Annotated in this window: 6 protein-coding genes; 1 reads left to right on the top strand and 5 read right to left on the bottom strand. The window is 36.4% G+C overall.

Annotated elements, in window-relative coordinates; translation table 11 throughout:
* Window positions 1-177: 177 nt before the first annotated feature.
* The gene (locus tag CELAL_RS01630; protein ID WP_013549168.1) at window positions 178-624 is read left to right on the top strand and encodes an Hsp20/alpha crystallin family protein; all 447 of its coding nucleotides are present in this window, start codon (window positions 178-180) and stop codon (window positions 622-624) included.
* A gap of 92 nt (window positions 625-716) precedes the next feature.
* Here CELAL_RS01630 and uvrB read toward each other — a convergent pair whose 3' ends face one another.
* The 5 genes from uvrB to CELAL_RS01605 form a co-directional block, all read right to left on the bottom strand.
* Entirely contained in the window at window positions 717-2,705 is a 1,989-nt protein-coding gene (uvrB, locus tag CELAL_RS01625) for an excinuclease ABC subunit UvrB (protein ID WP_013549167.1), read from the bottom strand.
* A 63-nt stretch (window positions 2,706-2,768) separates the two neighbouring features.
* Window positions 2,769-5,483: a T9SS type B sorting domain-containing protein gene (locus CELAL_RS01620; RefSeq protein WP_013549166.1), complete on the bottom strand. Its 2,715-nt coding sequence runs from the start codon at window positions 5,481-5,483 to the stop codon at window positions 2,769-2,771.
* A gap of 116 nt (window positions 5,484-5,599) precedes the next feature.
* A complete protein-coding gene (locus tag CELAL_RS01615; protein WP_013549165.1) occupies window positions 5,600-6,433 on the bottom strand; it encodes an ABC transporter permease in 834 nt (277 codons plus the stop codon).
* 37 nt (window positions 6,434-6,470) lie between these two features.
* Window positions 6,471-7,367, bottom strand: coding sequence for an ABC transporter ATP-binding protein (locus CELAL_RS01610; RefSeq protein WP_013549164.1), 897 nt, complete (start codon window positions 7,365-7,367; stop codon window positions 6,471-6,473).
* 136 nt (window positions 7,368-7,503) lie between these two features.
* Window positions 7,504-20,334: a T9SS type B sorting domain-containing protein gene (locus tag CELAL_RS01605; RefSeq protein WP_013549163.1), complete on the bottom strand. Its 12,831-nt coding sequence runs from the start codon at window positions 20,332-20,334 to the stop codon at window positions 7,504-7,506.
* Between the last annotated feature and the right edge of the window lie 24 nt (window positions 20,335-20,358).

Here is a 20,358-nt window from a genome sequence, read left to right as displayed (position 1 = left end):
ATCTGTTAAGGAATAATAGGAAGTACTGCCTTATTTAGTCCTTAAAAACCTTAAAAAGAGTCAATATGTCATCTTTAATAGCACGAGTAGTGACAAAATGACGTTTTTTGTCTCTTGGTATGTATTTTGTTTCTTCTAAACCAAAGAACAAATAATTTTAATAAAAAATAAATAGTTATGAGTACAACACATAAAAATGTAGTTTCAATCCCAGCATTAATGAATGAACTATTTAAGCCAGATTGGTTTGGTGGGGCAGAGGTATTAAATAGTAAAGTTCCTGCAGTTAATATTAGAGAGGGTGATACTTCTTTTGTTTTAGAGTTAGTTGCTCCAGGAAGAAAAAAAGAAGATTTTAAAATAGAAATAGATAATGATTTATTGAGTGTTTCTTCTGAGGTAAAAAAAGAATCTTCAGAAACTTTGGATAGCAAAGAAGTTGAGAAAGTGAAATACACTAGAAAAGAATATTCGTTTACCTCTTTTAAAAGAGCGTTTACATTACCTGATACGGTAAATGTAGAAGATATTAAAGCTTCTTATGAAAATGGAATATTAAGTTTTAATCTTCCGAAAAAGGAAGAAGCATTACCAAAGCCAAAGCGTTTAATTGAATTGGCGTAATGCAATACAAATTTGTGTGAACTGTAAGGTTTTCATAATGGTTGGTTTAAGTTGGTTAGTTAATTACGCCTCGGTATTTCCGAGGCGTTTTTTTATTCTTGCTTTTGAAGCATTTTTATCTCATCACGAAGTTTAGCAGCTTGCATAAAGTCCAACTCTTTAGCAGCTTTTTCCATATCTTTTCGTTTTTCACGAATCATTTTTTCAATTTGCTCTTTTGTTAGATAATCTAAATCTGGTTCTGCAGCTCTTGCCACTTCCTTTTCAAAATGATAGGTAGACACAGAATTTTTGGCCAGTACACTGTCTAAACTTTTATTTAACGCTTTTGGAACTAAGTTATGTTTGGCGTTATATGCCATTTGTTTTTCTCTACGGTAGTTGGTATCATCAATAGTTTGCTGCATACTTTTTGTAATTTTATCGGCATACATTATTGCTTTCCCATTTAGATTTCTTGCAGCTCTACCCACGGTTTGGGTTAAAGATCTATTGCTACGTAAGAACCCTTCTTTATCGGCATCTAAGATAGCAACAAGAGATACTTCTGGTAAATCTAGACCTTCACGTAATAGGTTTACGCCAATAAGAACATCAAAGATTCCTTTCCTTAAGTTTTGCATGATTTCGACACGCTCTAAGGTATCTACATCACTATGAATATAACGACAACGTATATTTATACGATCTAGATATTTTGCTAATTCCTCTGCCATACGCTTAGTAAGTGTAGTTACTAAAGTACGTTCGTCTTTTTCATTACGTTGTTGAATTTCTTCAACCAAGTCATCTATTTGATTTAAACTTGGTCGTACTTCTATAATGGGGTCCAAAAGTCCTGTGGGTCTAATAATCTGCTCTACAAAAACTCCGTCACTTAATTGCAATTCGTAATCTGCAGGTGTTGCACTTACGTAAATTACTTGGTTTTGTAAGGCTTCAAATTCTTCAAATTTTAGTGGTCTGTTATCCATTGCGGCAGGTAGTCTAAAACCATATTCTACCAAGTTTTCTTTTCTGGAACGGTCACCACCATACATGGCATGTACTTGAGATATAGTAACGTGACTTTCATCAACCACCATTAAATAATCGTCTGGAAAATAATCTAATAAACAGAATGGTCTGGTACCAGGTTCTCTACCATCTAAGTAGCGCGAATAGTTTTCGATTCCGGAACAATACCCTAATTCACGAATCATCTCTAAATCAAAATTTGTACGCTCTTCTAGTCTTTTAGCTTCTAGAGGTTTGCCTACTTCTTTGAAAAAATCAATCTGTTTAACCAAATCATCTTGAATATGTCGAATCGCATTTTGTAGAATATCTGGTGAAGTAACAAACATGTTAGCAGGATAGATATTCAGATTCTCGTAGCTCTCTAATTTGGTATTTTTTAAAGGGTCAAAGGCTTCAATTTCTTCAATTTCATCTCCGAAAAAATGAATTCGGAATGCATGATCTGCATAACTTGGGAATACATCAACTACATCTCCTTTTACTCTAAAATTTCCATTTCTAAAATCTGCTGTAGTTCTAGAATATAAACTTTGTACCAATTGATGAAGAAATTTTGTTCTTGAAATTACTTGATCCTTATGTACGGAAATTACGTTCTTTTGGAATTCTACAGGGTTTCCAATACCATACAAACAAGAAACAGAGGCAACAACGATAACGTCACGTCTTCCTGATAATAAAGATGATGTTGTACTTAAACGTAGTTTTTCAATATCCTCGTTAATAGATAAATCTTTTTCAATGTAAAGTCCAGATGACGGTATATAAGCCTCTGGCTGATAATAATCGTAATAGGATACAAAGTATTCTACTGCATTTTCAGGAAAAAATTGTTTAAACTCAGAGTATAATTGGGCCGCAAGAGTTTTATTATGTGCTAAAACGAGTGTTGGTTTCTGAACAGTTTCAATAACATTGGCAACTGTAAATGTTTTACCAGAACCGGTAACCCCGAGTAAAGTTTGATATTTTTCGTCGGTATTAAGACCTTCAACAAGTTGTTTTATGGCACTAGGCTGATCTCCAGCAGGTTTGAATTCTGATACTACCTTAAATTTCATAGCATAAAATTACGAAAGGAAGCTTGAATAAATAGACACAGGTGCGCTTATTTTTAACTCAATTTATCGCTTTAAAGTAAAGTGACCCGTGAAAATCCTACCATCTTCAAGGTTTACTTTAAACCAGTAGTCAGAGGCAGGTAAACTTTTTCCATTTGCATTTCCATTCCAACCTTCACTTTTAGGAGTAATACTTGTTATTAGAGTACCGTAACGATTAAAAATAGTTATTTCGCTATCCGCTTGAAATAGTTCATCAACACCAATTAATTGCCAATAATCATTTGTGCCATCACCATTAGGCGAGAAAAACTTTGGGTAGCCAATAATTGAAATTTCTTCGATAGTAATTCCGCAGCCTTTTTTATCTTGTACGTGAACAGTAACAAAACCTGGTGCTAGATTTAAAAACTTCGGGTTGGGTTGGTAGTCAATTCCGTCTAAAGAGTATTCGTAGTCCCCGTCACCGGTAACTAATACTTCTATAGTATTGTTATCTGAAATATCTTTTATGATAATGTTTTCAATTTGTGCCCTGTTAGAAGGGTAAACTGTAAAATCAACACTATTCGTACATAGTAGCGTTTCTCTTAGCGTACTATAGTCATAACCGAGTGTTAACCTATAATTTCCAGGTTCAGAGATGGCTATAGTAGGAGCGGTGCTAATTATAACTTCAGAATTGTTTGTTGTATTCCTCCATTCGTAAGAATCATAACCGCTTGGAGCCATCAAGTCTAGATATTCTCCGTCTGTACATACATAATGTTCTTCGGGAAAGGTAAAAGAGGGTGCTGCATTTACAATAAGTGCTATGGTTTCTACACCTCGGCATTCATTGTCTTTTTCAAGACGCACATATAAATTGATGGATGGAGTAGTGTAGGTTCCCGAAATTTCATTTTGCTCTAAAGAGGCATCTTCTAAGCTTGTGTAAAACGTAGCATTAATAGCGGGGTAACTATTCTGTCTAATTTGCTCTATATCAAAAATGCCTACTATTTCAGCAGTATCTAAATTGCTTTGGCAGGCGTAAAACGGACTCTCATTATTCGTATTTATAGTCGTTGCTTGTACGCTTATTTCCAAAATGCCTTCAGAAGAACAACCATATTCATTGGTAGCCGTATAATAAATTGTTTGATTATAGGGAGTTGTATTTCTATATCCAATTGGGTTTGAAATAGGTTGATTGTTAGTGATTGCCGAGGTACTTTCGAAAAACGAAAATTTGTAATTTTCAGGATAGTTTTTTAAAAGGTAGGCTTGCTCTAAATTAAGCGATGTGATTCCGTCTGTGGTGCTATTTTCATCTATATCACATTGAATGATTTGTAGATTTTCTATTATTGGTACAGGGTTTACTACAATAGCAGATTCTCCGATAATAGGACATTCTTTAGGGTCTGCTAAAGTTAGTGTTAATTTGTATTTTCCAGCATCTGCTAATGATGCACTTGGTATTTCTAAATAGTGGTTGTTTGGGTTTACTAAAGGTATTCCATCTTTTTCCCATTCATACTTTGCTCCTAAATATTCATCAACCTCAAGAATGAATGTTTCTTTTTCACAAATAGTTAAGGAGGTACTCGTACTGCCATCAGGATTTTTTATCAAATCAATCTTATTAAAAAAAGATTGGATGAATGGAGGTAGCCCTTGCATTGCCATTTTTCCATTTAAAGAAACAGTATTATGTACATAGTCTGCTGCGGTTCCTTTAACGTTAGGGGTGTTAATAACACTTAAATAGGCGCTACCTTCAAAGTAATTTTTTGGAGTCGTACGGTATATTTTTCCATTTTCTGCCATTTGTAGCGCACCTCTATACGCTGCTCTTTCATCTAAAACAACAGCAGAATTAGAAATATTTCTAGCAAAAAGGTCATATTGAATTAAAGATGCATTGCTTATTTCTTCATCATTAAAAGTATTTACATACAAAAATTGCCCTTCCGTTGAAAACTCTACACCATAGGGAATTGTATTTGACGTTGGTACGGTTAATTGTAGTTGGTTGCTAAGGATCCCAGTTTTTGGATCAAAATCATAAACAAACAATCCGTCATAAGCATTTGCGCTTACCATTTTTGTTCCATCGGAAGATAGTTTCAAATAGCCTCTTGGATCACTAATTAGTAAGTCTGGAAAAGTGTTTTTTACCGCATTGGTATTTATTCCTGCAGTGCTTACTTCATAACAATGATAGGTATTGAAAAAACCTACTCCTCCGCTTTCTGACGCTAAAGTGATGACCCAAATAGATTGATCAAAACAATCTTTTATTACTCCAGCAATTTTTTCAGAACTATCAGTAAGAAGTTTTTTGTTTTTTTCTGTGATAGCTCCATTGCCATCATTTTGTGAAATATCTAATACAGAATAATTGAGTCCAAAATCAGGATCACCTTCTATCGCAGAGGTATCTACAGTAAAAATATAATAGATATTTGGGTCTTGTGGCTTAGGGACTATAATTGCTGATTGTGTGCTGGAAGGATCGCCAAGTAAGCCATTACCGTTTTGAACTATTTGATGGTTTTTGTTATAAACCGTAATACCATCTGTGTATGCTAATAGGGTGCCATCTGCATCAGAGATAGACGTGCAGCCTTCAAGGGTATTTAATTTCCCGTTGGTTAAAGGAGTTACAGAGCCATTATCATTAAAATGAATGCCAGCACCGAAACCAAAGTACCAATTAGAAGTTTCGCGTTGTGCTACAGTAGTAAAGAGCGTGAAAATAAAAAATAGAAAACTAAAATATTTTTTTTTCATCTGTTGCTGTTTTTATCGCTCAGATGAAAATAGGTAAAGTAACCAATGCTATAGCGGGTATAGTTTTGGTTACTTCAATAGTCATTTTCATTGCGTTTCTCAGACGCTACAATATACTACAAATCTCTTTTCTTTAATAATACATAAGATAAATAGATGAAAATAGCCGTCCAGCAAACTACAATTAGAAGCTCATACCAGTGTACATGATAATTTAATTCAAGTTTTTGACCTAATTCTGCAGCAGCACTTTGTACCACTTTAAATCTAGAGAATGGCTCTTTAATTAGATTAGACATAGAAGATAAAGGAAAAAATCCCATAATAATGTCGGTAGTCTTACCATCAAATAACTGCCAACGGATAATTCCTCTAATAAAAAGCTCTATGATCTGCCATAAGATTAAAAAACCTAATGCAAATGCAGATCGTTTTATTAAAACTCCAAGGAATAAACAGAAAGAGAAAAATCCCATTAGCTTTACGAAATAGGCTAGTATAAATTCTAAATCAGAAAAAATTATAGAAAATTCGGTAAAATCTGAATAAGCTAAGCCTAAAATCAAGGATACAACAAAAACGAAAAGTGTTGATATCAAAGAAAATGTAAGTACTGTTAAAAATTTAGAAAGGATAAATTCTTTTTTTGAAAGCCCGTCAATTAAGTTTTGTTTAATGGTCTTATTACTGTACTCATTTGCCATCATTGAAACGATTACTATGGCTAGGAAAAGTTTAAAAAAGGCAGTAATAAAAGTGTTAAAATGCCAGATATAAGGGAAGTTAAAAATTCCTTGTTCTGCCAAGTGAAATTGAAAAGGACCGAAGTCAAATTTAATTGCAGCCGCAAGTGCAATAGTGGTTAATAAGAAGAAGTATGCTAGAATTAAAACTTTACTAGCTCTATTATTCCAAAGTTTTATAAATTCTATTTGAAGTAAACGTATCATTTTAGACTGTTTTTTTGTTGGTGTAGACTATGAAGTTTTAGGCGTTTTTTGTTAAGGTTAAGAATTGTTCTTCCAGGCTTTCGCGTCTTTTAGAAAGGTGCGATAGTATAATTCCTTTTTCAAATAACGATTTGTTTAATTCTTCTGCGAGTAAATCTTCTTTAAGGTAAGCAGTGATTAAACCTTCTTCATTCTTGATCGTTCCAAATCTTACATCACTTTCTAAAAAGGTAATAAGATTTTGTTCTTGCGAAGTTCTAAGCTCAAAAAAACCATGACTCGCTAACATATTATCTACACTTCCAGCATATAGTTTTACTCCTTTTTGAAGAATGACGACATGACTACATACTTTCTCTACCTCATCAAGAAGATGTGATGCTAAGAGAATGGTAGTTCCTTGCGATGCAATTTTTTTAATAATTTCTCTAATCTGATGTATTCCCTGAGGATCAAGGCCATTGGTAGGCTCATCTAAAATTAAAATTTCAGGATCATTAAGTAGAGCAGAGGCTATGGCTAAACGTTGCTTCATTCCTAAAGAATACGTTTTAAACTTGCTATCTTTACGGTCTAGGAGTCCGACTAGTTCTAGTTTTTCTTCAATTTTTGTGGTCGGAACCTCTTTAATTTTACAAACTAATTTTAGGTTTTGAACTGCCGTCATATACGGATAGAAATTAGGCCTTTCTATAATAGCGCCTACTTTTTTTAATGCGTCATGAGTAGAAATCTTTCCATTGAACCAACTAAATTCACCGGAAGTTCTGTTTACGACGTTTAAAGCTATTCCTAGGGTGGTAGATTTACCACTACCATTAGGTCCTAATATACCGTAAACATTACCTTTTTCTATAGTAAAAGATAAATCATTGACGGCGACAAGGGACCCGAATTTTTTTGTTAAGTTAGAGACAGATAATATGGTATTCAAAATCTATTTATTTAAGGTTGTGTTTGTTTGACGAATGAGGAGACTAATTGTTACAGAAAACTTTAAAAAATAAAAACCGAATGAACTGTATGTACTGGTTCATTCGGTTTTCTATTAAATTATTTTAGGTATTATTTTATCTATAAAGTGTAAAATGACCTACAAATTCGCGGGTATCATCTTCTCCATTTAATTTAATTATATACCAGTAATCTCCTGTTGGTAAATCTGTGTTTTTATACAAACCATTCCAACCGCTAGGGTTATCAATTAGTTTATAAACTTCTCTACCATAACGATCAAATATTACAATATAGATTTCAGGGAACTGAGTTATATTTATAGGAACCCATAAATCATTCGTTCCATCACCATCTGGAGTAAAGAAATTTGGAATTTCAATATCTATAAATTCCATGTAGATGCTAGATACCGATTCGCAACCATTTTCATCTACTACACGTACTTCATAGGTATCTGTTCGTTTGATATAGAAAGTGTCATCATCTCCATTGTCTCTATCATCGAAGTAAAATGTATATCCTTCTTTTCCACCCGTGGCAATAGCCGTAATTTCATTAATTCCCCTTTGTTCAAGATTCAACATAAGAGGTTCATAACCTTCTACTACAAAATTAAATGTTCTGATACATCCATTCGCATGGGCAATAGTTACATAATGAGCTCCAGGACTCATATTTGTAAAGTTAGAATCCATTACAAAATCATTAGGATCTACCGAATCAAGGCCATATAATACGTCGCCGCTTACCGTAGGATCTTCAAACACTATTTCTAAGTTATTTTCAGGAGTATCACCTGTGCATACATACATTACGGTTGCTGTAGCATTTAAATTTGCTCCGGCATCAACAATTACGGTTTGATTGGTAATACAGCCATTAGCATCCTTGACATATACGGTGTACGTATCTGCTGCCAAGTTTTGGTAGGCTATTAATCCGGCTACGAAATCGGCATCAGCATCAGAGTTTAGACTGCTACTATAAGGCGCTGTTCCGCCATTGATGGTTAAATTAATAGTACCATCTTCATCACCAAAACAAATCTCTGGAGTGGTACTGGTTGTAAATTCTAATAGGGTAGGCTCTGTAATGGTAACTTCTAATTGTTCAAAACAACCATTTCTGTCTTGCGCAATAATCGTGTACATACCAGGAGCTAAATCGCTAAATTCATTTGTCTCATCAAACTTATTAAGATTTGGCGAAATTGCATATTGATATATACCTGTACCGCCTGACATATTCACTACAACGCTTCCATCATTTTCTCCAAAACAGCTTATGTTCGTTATTTCTGGAGTCACTACTAGCGGTGTTGGCTCTGTAATTTGTATAAGGGTAGATATGGCTTCACAATCATTACTTTGGACATTTACATAGTAGGTACCCATTGGTAAATCAGCGAACACTTCTGATATTTGATATGGTCTTATCTCAGTAACTAAACCTGCATCAGCAAATAGTCCGTATTGATAGTTTCCTAATCCGCCGTCTGCTCTCACACTTATTACAGCTGTACTTTCTCCGTTACAGTTAATAACAGCTCCTGAGGTGTCTACAGCAAGAGTTAAAGTTTCAATTGGATCTATCACTACGGTATTAGAAACAGTTGAAATACAATTAAAACTATCTCGAATAAAGTACTTATAGGTTCCTGCAGTACTATTTTGGAATAGGTGCGTATCACTACCATTAATTTCGTTCATGGCATTAAAAGTTGCCCCATCAACACTCCAAGTATACGGTGCTGTACCGCCTGTTCCTGTAAGTTGCAACTGTGCATCTACAGTACATCCTAAAGGAGCTACGGTTACTAAAGACCCTACAGGCTCTAGTGGATCTACAATTTCTACCACCGTTGATTCAAAATCACAATTCATGTCATCTAAAACACTAATAGTATAAAAACCAGCGGCAAGATTATTGAATGTGGCTGAAACTTGACTAACAGAAGTACGTAATAAGGTAGTGCCTGTTGCGTCATTATATGTATTCAACCTATATCTGTAATTAGAGTTTACATTTCTCGGAGTTAAATTAAACGTAACAGAAGCATCTGTATCTCCTTGACAAACCAAGTTGGTATTGCTCATAGTTCCTGTAATAGGATCTGGTACTACTAGTTCAAATGCATTAGCAAAAGGAATAGAACACCCAAGGGCATCTTCAACATTCACCGCATAATTACCCGCAGGTAAGTTCTGAAATAGATACGCATTTACATTCGTTGCAATTTCAACCGTACTACTCGTACCCTCATTGATTAAGGTAATCGTGTATGGCGCTAATCCACCTGTTGGATCTACATTAGCAGTTCCTAGATCATTTGTACATCCTACATCTTCCGTAGTAATAGGAGCTAGGCTTATTGGAGCGCTTGGTGTAGCAATACTAAATACTCTATTCTGCGGACAGTTTGGTAGTCCGTCTTGAATAACTTCAACCCTATAGTTTCCTGCGGCTATAAAAATTGCTGCAGTTGGACCCGCATTTGGTACGTTATCAGTAAAGATAGAAGCACCGTCATCACTAGGGTCATTAGGTGTACCGTTCGTATTGTAAATAGAATAGGTATAACTTCCGGTATAGGTAGCATCACTCATGGTCAAACGGATACTGCCATCATCACCAAAGCAAATCACATCTGATAATTTTTCTACAGCAACACTAAAAGTGTTCGGTTCCGCTACCACATGTTGCGTGGTAATCACACATCCTGTAACCGTATTGGTTATTTGAATGGTATGCGTTCCTGTTGGTAAATCTGAAAATAGATTAGATCCTTGTGCGGCTCCAGAAGGTAACAACCTAAAGCTGTAATCTCCAGGATTTGTAGCGTAAGTAGAAAGACTACTCGTTACATTAACACTGATATCTTCTCCTAGATTGGCACAACTAATAGCTTCTGTAACGCTTGTAGCTGCTGAAATTAGTTGGTCATAAGGAAGAACCGTAACGGTCATCTGTGCATTACAACCTTTAGAATCAAACACGCGAACAATAACATCGCCACCGGCAAAATCTGTATACGTATAGGTTGTTGCAGTACCGTTTTGCAAAATAGTACCTGTTGCAACATTTTCAAACTCAAAACGAGCATAGGTAGTGCTACCCCCTAAGATACTAGAAGCATCTAAAACAATAGTAGCATTAGTGGTGGTATTGTCTGTTGTACAACCAAATCTATTTACTGTTGGTAGGTCAAACGTAATGGTATTTGGCTCTCCAACTACAATAGTCGTTCTAGAGGTAATACATCCGTTAGGACCTGTTCCTGTTACTTCATACGTAGCTGCAGGAAGCCCTATAAATGAATTTGTGGCTGTGTCATAACTTCCGTTATTAGGCAGTATCGTGTAGCCTAAAGGATTATTACCATTATTTACTTCTGCAATTGCAATAGTACCATCTGAAGCACCATTACACGTAACATCTTTTGGTGTTGCCGTAAAGTCTGGTTGTATGGCTACAGGAACATTTACCGTGAATGTTCTGAAACATTCTGGACTAGCGGTATTGGTATCATATACTCTTATGGTATATGTATCTGCAGTATTTATTAAGGCCGTTGCTGGTGTCGTAAATGCTGTTCTTGCCGTAAATATTCCACTAGATGAATCTATAATTTCATATTCATAGGCACCAGAACCTGATGATGCGCTTATTAAAATTTCAGCATCATTGGTACAACCTAAACTTTCTTCTAAAGTAGCTGAAGCTTGTATGGTAGGGTATACTTCTACAGTATCTGAAGCTGTACAGCCATTACCGTCTTTTATAAAAACAGTATAGGTATTTACGGCTACATTCGTAAAGACACCTGAGTTGTTCACATACGTAACACCTCCATCTATGGAGTATAATAAGGTTGAAGAATCTCCTATAGTAGTATTAATGGTAACTATAGCTGAGGTGCTACAGTTATCTACCGCTACACTGGTAATCGTAGGAGGTGCAGATAATGCCATAGTAACTGTACCTAAAGGATAAGCACAACCGTATTGGTCACTGATGCTTACCGCATAATCTCCTGCAACAGAACCAGCTGGTATCTCAAGAGGATTGTCTGTTGTACCCGTCGCTATTACTACAGCAGAAGGATCTGTTACCGTAAAAGTATAGGTGCCACCACCGCCAGTGATAGCATCAACGCGTATCAATCCTGGGTTAGCACAAGCAATATCTTCTAGTTTAGTTAAGGTTGCTGTTATAGGAGCTAACTCTTCCAACAATAAATTTTCTGATGCGGATATACAGGTATCTGTAGCTCCATCAATTTCTGTTATCTGAATAAAGTACTCACCTTCAGGTAAACCAGTTATATTCACATCCTGAGGAGAAACAAAACTTGTGTTTCCTCCACTATCTGTAACTAAAGTAGCGCTACCTGTAGACATATCAAATAGCTCCCATCTAAATTGAGAACCAAAAGGAGTTTGATTATCTGTAATTGTATAGGTGATACTACCGTTAGAAGCTCCGTCACAAGAAGGTGTAGAAACAAAATCTATTGCTAATGGAAGAGGATCTATAATATCGTTTACATTTCTATCGCTTTCACGTACACACCCATTTAAATCTTTTACATAAAAAACATAGGTTCTACCAGGAATTAATCCTGTCCATACATAATTACCATGACCTGCGGTTACAGTAACTGCCGTACCTGATGAATCATTGGTAGTGCCACCTGCATTCCAAACAGCCAAAGTAGGGTCAAAATTAGAAGGATTGTCTGAATATGCATATTCATACCCTGGCGTACCTTCAGTACCTTGTACTTTTACTTGTAACTCATTACAATTTACAACAATAGCCGTTAATTGAATATCTAAGTTATCTAATGGGTAAGGAATTATATATCTAGGGAAGTCTGTTTGACAAATTGTACTTCCAGAACCATCTACCGTTCTCATAGAAGGGTAAACACTTTCACCAGATAAATAACCAGTTATTCTATCCGATGTACCCGGAACCGTATTGTCTGCTGTCCAAGTAAGACCACCATCTGCACTGAACTCTATAGTACCTAATGTAGTAGGGTAGTTAAAAAACTCAAAACCATATTCATTTGGATCAGTGCTCGTACAAGACGTAGGTAAAACACCTCTATATTCTCCTGTTAACTCATCAGGGTTATTAATTAAAATATTAGGAGTTGTTGTTACCGTACAACCACTCGCATCCGTAATGTTAATGGTATAATTTCCAGATGCTAAATTGTAAAACGTTTTTGTAGTACTAATCACGTTTGTATCTGTAGCATTTGATGCTCCTGCATTGTCTAAGTCTATTATTTCATAGGTATAGGGTGCCACACCAGAAGTTACTTCAACAGCTAGTGTTCCAAGACCATTATAGCATTCAGGATCTGTTGGTGTTGCCGTAAAGGTTAACGGAGTTGCAGGGGCTACGGTAACGGTTTCCATATATTCGCAATGTGGATCTGCGGCACCATTATCCCAAACATACACATCATAGGTGCCCGCATCTGCTGCTGCAACCGTAAATGTATTTGTTGTACTAAAATCTGCTGCGGTTATTGGGGTTGTTGTTGGAACAAAAGCGTAGGCTAAGTTGCCATCACCACCTGTTGCGGTAACGCTAATACTACCGTCTCCACAAGAGCTAACATCTACGGTAGTTACTGTTGCATTTAAATTAAGTTGAATGTCAATAGTTTTTAAAACAGATATACATCCAAAAGCATCTGTAACTTCTATATCATAACTACCATTTGCTAGACCTGTAAATGTATGTGTGTTAGCAGTAGCTGGGGTAGGGGTGATCCATGCGCCACCGTCTACTCTAAAGGTATAATTTCCGTTACCACTATTTACAGTAACTAAAATTGTAGCATTATTTAAGCCATCATAACAAGAAGTTGCGGTAAGGTCAAAATCAATATCATCAAAACGATCTATAGTTACAGGAACTGTGCTTACCACAATACACCCTTTTGCGTCTCTAATACGAACTACATAATCTCCTTCTGTAATATTGGTGAATGAAGGATTTGTTTGATATGCGCGAACAATTACATTTGATGTAGTTTCTATTTGATATTCATATCCAGGAGAACCTCCTGTAGCGCTTGCCTCTAAAGTTCCACCTGTATTAAAGCAGGTATATTCCGCAGTCTGACTCAAACTAGGAATGATGGCTGCGGGCGCTGTTAAGCTTGCCGTTACCGTCGTAATACAGGTATTATCGCTTATTTTTCGTATTTGTACGGTATATGCTCCTTCTGCTAAAGTAGCAGCAGTAGTCACTGGAGAAACTAATGAAGTTGTCCAAGTAGTACCGGCATCTACAGAGTATTCAAAACCTGTAACGGCATCAAAATTAGTTACTTCAAAACGTATGCTTCCGTCGCTTCCAGCGTTACAACTAGGATCTGACGTTCCTAATAAACGTGCAGAAAACTCTTTATTATCTTCTACGATAACAGTTACATCTTGTGTTTTTTCACAAACTTCAGGGGCTTGAGATGCTTGTATATCATCTATAATTAAATCATTACCATCATTACTATTTACATTGTTACGGATAACAATTCCCACAACGGTGTTCGCTCCGGGGTTAAAAGTAACTGTTCGGTTATGCCAGTCGTCTGCATTAGTGTTTTTAGGAATTGCTGCAGTAGCAACACTAGAAATAACAGTACCAGATCCATCAACCAATTCTATGGTCATTTCAGGATTGTTACCACTTCCACTAACTTGCATTAAGTTATAAGCCCAAAGAGAGAAGGTAATTTCTAGGTTAGGTTGTACTTCTATTCCGTTTTTAGACCACAAAATACCATTTAATACTGGAGATGGATATACATCTGAAAAGGTGCTAATATCTATAGCTAAGAAACGACCATCTGTTATTCCTGTATGGTCATTTGGACTTCTTAAGGTTGGGATTGGGTTGGTTACGAGATTGGTAACTGTATATTCACCATTCACTAAAATTCCTGCTGGTCCACGATTACAAGCAGTGGCTGCACCAGTTTGTGGCTCGTAACAATAGTCGGTTCCTATTTCTGCTATTTTCGTAGAGAGGCCAGCTCCAAAGTTTTCAAAGAATAAGGTGCTTTGATCTGGAGTTATGGTACCCGAAAATCCTACGGTAACTGTTTGAGAACCGTTACTAACTCCGGTAAAAATATTATTATCAATCGGTGCATTATCTGTACCGTTTAGTTGATACGTATACTCAAAATCTGTTGTGTTTGAAGGGGTAATCGTTACGGTGCCTAATCCATCACAATCATAAGCAATACTACTTGTAAAACTAGGATCTGCAGGTGCTGTTGGCACTGTAAGGTTCATTTCATACGTACAGTCTAAACCATCTCTTAATACCAAGTCATAATCTCCAGGAGCCAATAAGCTAGAAGCAGTACTTGTAAAAGTAGTCCCGCCATCAAAACTGTATTCGTACGTACCATCACCACCAGAAGGGTTTAGTATTTTTACAAGAGCACCAGCAGGATTACAAGAGGCATCTTCTAATATAGCTGCAGATGCATTTAATCTAAAAGGTTGGTCTATCTCATAATCAAAACTAGTTATACAACCTGTTGCTGCTGTTTCTCCACTAGAATCCATTACAGTAATCGTATATATGCCTGCTGCTAAATTGTTAAACGTATTTGGAGATTGGTAGGTCGTACCGCCATCTAAACTGTATTGATAAGGAGCGGTTCCGCCAGTTACTCCAACACTTAGTGTAGCCGTTGCAGAATCTGCGCAGGTTATTGTACTATGAGTTGGGGTTATTTCTGGCGCACCTAAATCTTCTATACGAACCGAATTAGAGATTCCAAAACAACCATTACCGTCTCTTAAGATAAAGGTGTAATCACCTTCTTCTCCTGGGTAGTAGGTTAATGGAGAACCTCTATAACCAAAGAAGAAACTAGAATTTTCAGTGAAGGCCGCATCGGGTACAGCTGCTTCATCACCATATAAAGGCACGCCATTTTTACTGTAAATAGCCATTTCATAGATAGGACTTGGAAGTCCGCCAGAGGCAGATAAATTTACAATACCCGCAGTACAGGTAATATTTTCTGAAGTTACCGCTACTAGATCAAGTTCTTCAATACTAGCTACTGTGATATTTTGAGTATCTGCACAACCATCTTGTGTCGTTGTAATTACAATGTAATCATTTGCAGTTAATCCTGTAAAATCATAAGAATTATCATTTATGGTAGGATGAGTACTGATTAGAGAACCATCACCACCATTGGTGCCATCGTCTAAACGAAGTTCATACCCGTAATTTGGCAATGCATTTAATACTTGTACGCGTATAGTACCTCCATCATTACAATCTTCTGGGGTAGTTGTTACAGTAACCGTAAAGTCCTCTTCTCTAATTCCTATATCTTCTGTTTCAAAAATACAAGCACCAGCTATTGGAGTATTATCTATAGGATTTAATTGGGTAACCTGTACTTTATAGGTTCCATTAGTAGCAATATCAAAATTTGGTCCGTTGTTGGCAGAAAAAGGAACTACAATAGCATCACTAATCGCATCTAATAACTGAAAACCATAACCAGAACCTACATTTGTTATTCTGATATTTCCATCGGTATCACATAAAATATTCTTAGAAGTAAATTCTAAATCCAACTCATTTTTATATACCGTGAAATAGAAACGGCTAGAACATCCATTGGTATAATTTAATACAACTCTATATTCGCCACTATCTGTAGCCGTAAAGTTGTTGAGCGTTGATATTTCAGACCAAGTACAAGTTCCGTTTTTATTCCCACAATCTTCTCCACTGTCTGCACAACTAGCTTCATCGAGCAATTGCCAAGAAATACTTTGAGCATCGGTGATTCCCAATTGTAGTGTTACTTCATCTGCAGCACCACATAAGTATATTTTAGGTAATAAATCACCATCAATAGAACAGGTTGCAATTTCTCCCTGCATATCATTGTCAGGATTGGTATCATTATTTACTTGATTAAAATAATCTACAATAGGGTTTGTTTGTGTGGTTCCAAAACGCTCTACTTTAATACGTTCTATTAAATTTGGACAGCTACCATCTGTAGTTTTTTCTACAATAAAATCTCCAACAACGGTAGTACGGTAGGTTCTAGGGTCGCCATCAGGATCACCGTCATTTAATACCGTATCTGATGCATCTATCACGCCATTGTTGTTGGTGTCTAATACCCAATTGTATGTAAGGAAACCTTCACCTGCAGTTAAGATTGTAAAATCTCCACAGAGTTGAACTGTTCTTGCTACATCACATCCAGACAAATCATTTAAGATAGAGTTACTGGCAACTTCTATAGTTCTCTCACAGGCGCCAATTGAATTAGATCCACCTTCATCGGTAAACGTATTAGTATTTAATACCCCTTGATACGTAGAATACGCTATATTTTCTAGGGTAGAAGAACAAGCCGCTACGAAATCAGAACAGTTTCCAGTTATAGAAACTGCAATACGGATACTATATTCGGGATCGCCAACTTCTACTAAGTTATTTGGAATTGTGAAGTTTAAGGTATTATTAGCAACATCTTCGGTATACGATGCTCCAGGAGCATCAGAAAAATCTACCCCATCTAAAGTTACATTGTTAGGTAGTATATTTCTGATTGTATAATTTACAGCATTATCATCTCCAGTATTTTGAAAACGAAGTACGTATTCTAAACTCTGTCCTAAGGTTACTGCTTGGCCGTTAATATCAGTACCTCCTAAATTTTCAGCAGTATTTCCTAAAAATATTTCAGGCGCAAATACAGGAATATACGAAGCTGCAATTACAGTACCATCTGTAGGGTCTACCGCAGGTACTCCAGTTCCATACTCTCCGCCATCGCCACCATCAGCGGTATCGCTTTTATAAAATTCATTTGCATCACTACAACCATCACCATCAGAATCTAAATCTAAATGATCAGGAATACCATCCATATCTGTGTCTAAATTTGCACAAAACCCAGAGAATGAATCAGTATTATAAGCTAAGAAAGCAATATCTGCATTACTAGATAATTCTAAACGTAAAAATGCAACATCATTTATACTGCTAGCGGGTATACCAAATTCTGATAATTCAATGGTTGCTAAACGGTAATCTCTAGTTGTATTAGCGGCAAAAACACTCCCATTAGCGTTATAGACATCTAATTTGTAAGAACCCACTACGGTAGATAGCGCACCACTTCCTGAATCTTGTACCTGTACGGCATTACCCAAGGGCGCACCGCTAGCATCGTATAAGCTAATAATATGGCCAGATCCTCCAGGTTGAGCAATCTGTGTCAATAAAATATCTGGAACACCATCTCCAACGGTAGATGCTACAATTGGGTCTATTTCATACACCCAATTATTTCCAATATTTGCTATTCCAGTACCTAAGTCTAAACTATTTTGACCATTGGTTAGTAACGGATTTAATGGATCTGAGCTAGGGTCGCCTACTACCGTTAAGCCTAAAGCGTTATTTGCATCACCATCATTAAGACTAGCTTCTATAGTCATTTCGCCATAGATATTATTAGAAGGTGTTAAGCCTAACCAGTTAGATTCCGAAATATTTAAATCCGCCGAACCGTCATTATTAGTATCAATACCATCCATCAAACCATTATTATTGGTATCAAAAATATCATCATCTAGAACACCCGTAGAAAATGTAGTACCACCGGAAGTAAAAGCCAATAATTCATGAGAAAGATTTGGTCTTGTGCTATTTAAACTTGCAGAAGAACTTCTCCACAAATCATTAAAATTGGTAAAAATTTCAGTTATTGGGGTTCCACCTTGCACCGTAGAGGATGGAGAGCCAAAGGTTACTCCACTTGAAATAGTACAAAGTTGTTCTACAGAATCATAGATTCCGTCATTATCATCATCCAAATCTATAGAATCAATAACACCATCCTTATCATAATCATTATGTACAATAATTCTTGCAGAAGGATTATCAGTCGTAATATTGTTATCTGTTTGGTCTTGTGTATTAGTTACTATATTTACTAGGCTCAATAAAGGAAGTATGTCTATTTCATCTCCACGAACTACTAATTCTAATTCAGCAGATTCTCCACCATTAAGAGTACCTATATTCCAAATAGTACCGCTGAAAGTACCAGATATGGTAAAGTTAGAAACAAGGGTTAGTCCTGCAGGAATATTATCGGTAATTCTAAGGTTGGTTAATGGACCAAGACCTAAATTTTTTACTTTTATCGTGAACGTTGCTGTTTCGCCCTCCACAATTTCGGACTTATCAACTGTTTTATTTAGTACTACATCTGGATCGCAGTATAGTGCATTTATGGTTTGAGAATCGTACGTACAAGGACCTTTTGTACCTCTTACATAGAATTCTCCAGCTCCAGAAGGGGCATAACTTGGACTATTTGCTCCAGGGATAAGCTCTCCGTCCTCAAACCATTGGTAGGCATCAAAATTTCCAGAGGCTTCAAATATTTCAGAACCAATAAAACACCCACTTCCTCCTCTAATCTCTAAAGTAACTTCAGGTACGGTATCAAATCCAGAAAAATATCCGGCAACACCTTGCGCACCATTATAACCAAAAAAACCAACGGCAATAGGTCCCGTTGATTGTACACTTACATCTCCATTTAAATTTGGTATAAAAAAGGTTTTCCAATCATTGGTTCCTGCAACAGGAACAGAGGAAGGTAAGGATACGGTACCACTACCATCTGAAACTACAATGTTTGCATCTGGAGTATTTACAGCAGCGATAATAGTTACGCCACCAGACATAATAGTCCCGGCAACATTTCTAATGTCCGGAATATTATCCATGACATCTGGTAACAAACAGTTTACGGGGGCCACAAAGTTTAATCCTTGTGTATATACTTCACTAGCTCCAGCCATACATTGATAGGCATACGTATCTTTTGAGGTTTGTACAAACATATTTGCACCCACTGTATTAGAAGAATAATAACTACTAGGAACTTCAAAATAATCTCCATTGTTTATAGTTGCTATAGGGGTAGTGCCTCCATTTACAAAAATTTGTGTGTTATCAGCGATTGCGATCATTAAAGGAAATTCGGTAGTACCATTGGTATTCCCATTTCCTCTTACAAAAACATAATCTTTTCCTAGTTTATTTTCAGGAACAGGCTGGTCAATCCCTGCATCACGGTTGGATGAGCCTGTTTGTCGACCAAAATTCATAGCGCCGTTACTAATCACAATATCTTTAGTTGCGGTGATAGAAGCTCCAATCCACCCATCTCTTTGCGCTTGTGTAGGAGAATTACCTACATAAGCTTCAAAAACAAAAGATTCATTCTTATTTAAGGTAATTTGATAGGTATTTGCCGTTATTCCTGAAACGTTGTTCCCTAGTCTAAATACACAGTTTGGATCATAACCAAAAAGGTTTATAATGGTATTGTCTTCTGTAGCCATAATCCCTAAGGTATTAGACTTAGATGAGTGTTCTCCTAAATTAGGAATTCCGCCCCATTTAAATTTAGTCCCCATAGCGACTCTACCCTTAGAAGTTAAGGAGGCTGCTTGAGAAGCTGAGTATCCTCTATAATTTACGTAAAATTTATTTCCACTAGGCGATTCAAATCGGAGTCCGCTATTAGTTAATACCACTCCTGTGTTACTATTGTCTACTAACGTTATGTTGTTGTCTCCATTACTTAGTGTATATACAGCCGGACTCACATTTGATATAGAAAATGTTGCTATAGGACTGGTATTCGTACCTCTATAGGCATTTACGGTAAATGTTGTTGGTTCTGGTGTAGAAAGGTATATAGCTTGATTTTGTATTCCTTGGTTATTTTGCCCCTGTTTTAAAGGTGGCAAGTAATGAAGGTCACTTAATTGGGCATAACTAACGGAACTAAAAGATAGTACTATAAGTAGGAGGAGTAGCTGTTTTTTCATGCTTTAAAAGGAATTCAAAATAGA

Origin of the sequence: Cellulophaga algicola DSM 14237 (assembly GCF_000186265.1) — a bacterium.
Classification (GTDB): Bacteria; Bacteroidota; Bacteroidia; order Flavobacteriales; family Flavobacteriaceae; genus Cellulophaga; species Cellulophaga algicola.
Note: the sequence above shows the minus strand (reverse complement) of the source record. Positions and strands in the feature narration are given on the sequence as shown.

Bases quoted from the DNA above. Each gene is read 5' to 3' on its own strand.
- CELAL_RS01620 (WP_013549166.1), bottom strand. From the start codon at position 5,483: ATGAAAAAAAAATATTTTAGTTTTCTATTTTTTATTTTCACGCTCTTT.
- uvrB (WP_013549167.1), bottom strand. From the start codon at position 2,705: ATGAAATTTAAGGTAGTATCAGAATTCAAACCTGCTGGAGATCAGCCT.
- CELAL_RS01605 (WP_013549163.1), bottom strand. From the start codon at position 20,334: ATGAAAAAACAGCTACTCCTCCTACTTATAGTACTATCTTTTAGTTCC.
- CELAL_RS01630 (WP_013549168.1), top strand. From the start codon at position 178: ATGAGTACAACACATAAAAATGTAGTTTCAATCCCAGCATTAATGAAT.
- CELAL_RS01615 (WP_013549165.1), bottom strand. From the start codon at position 6,433: ATGATACGTTTACTTCAAATAGAATTTATAAAACTTTGGAATAATAGA.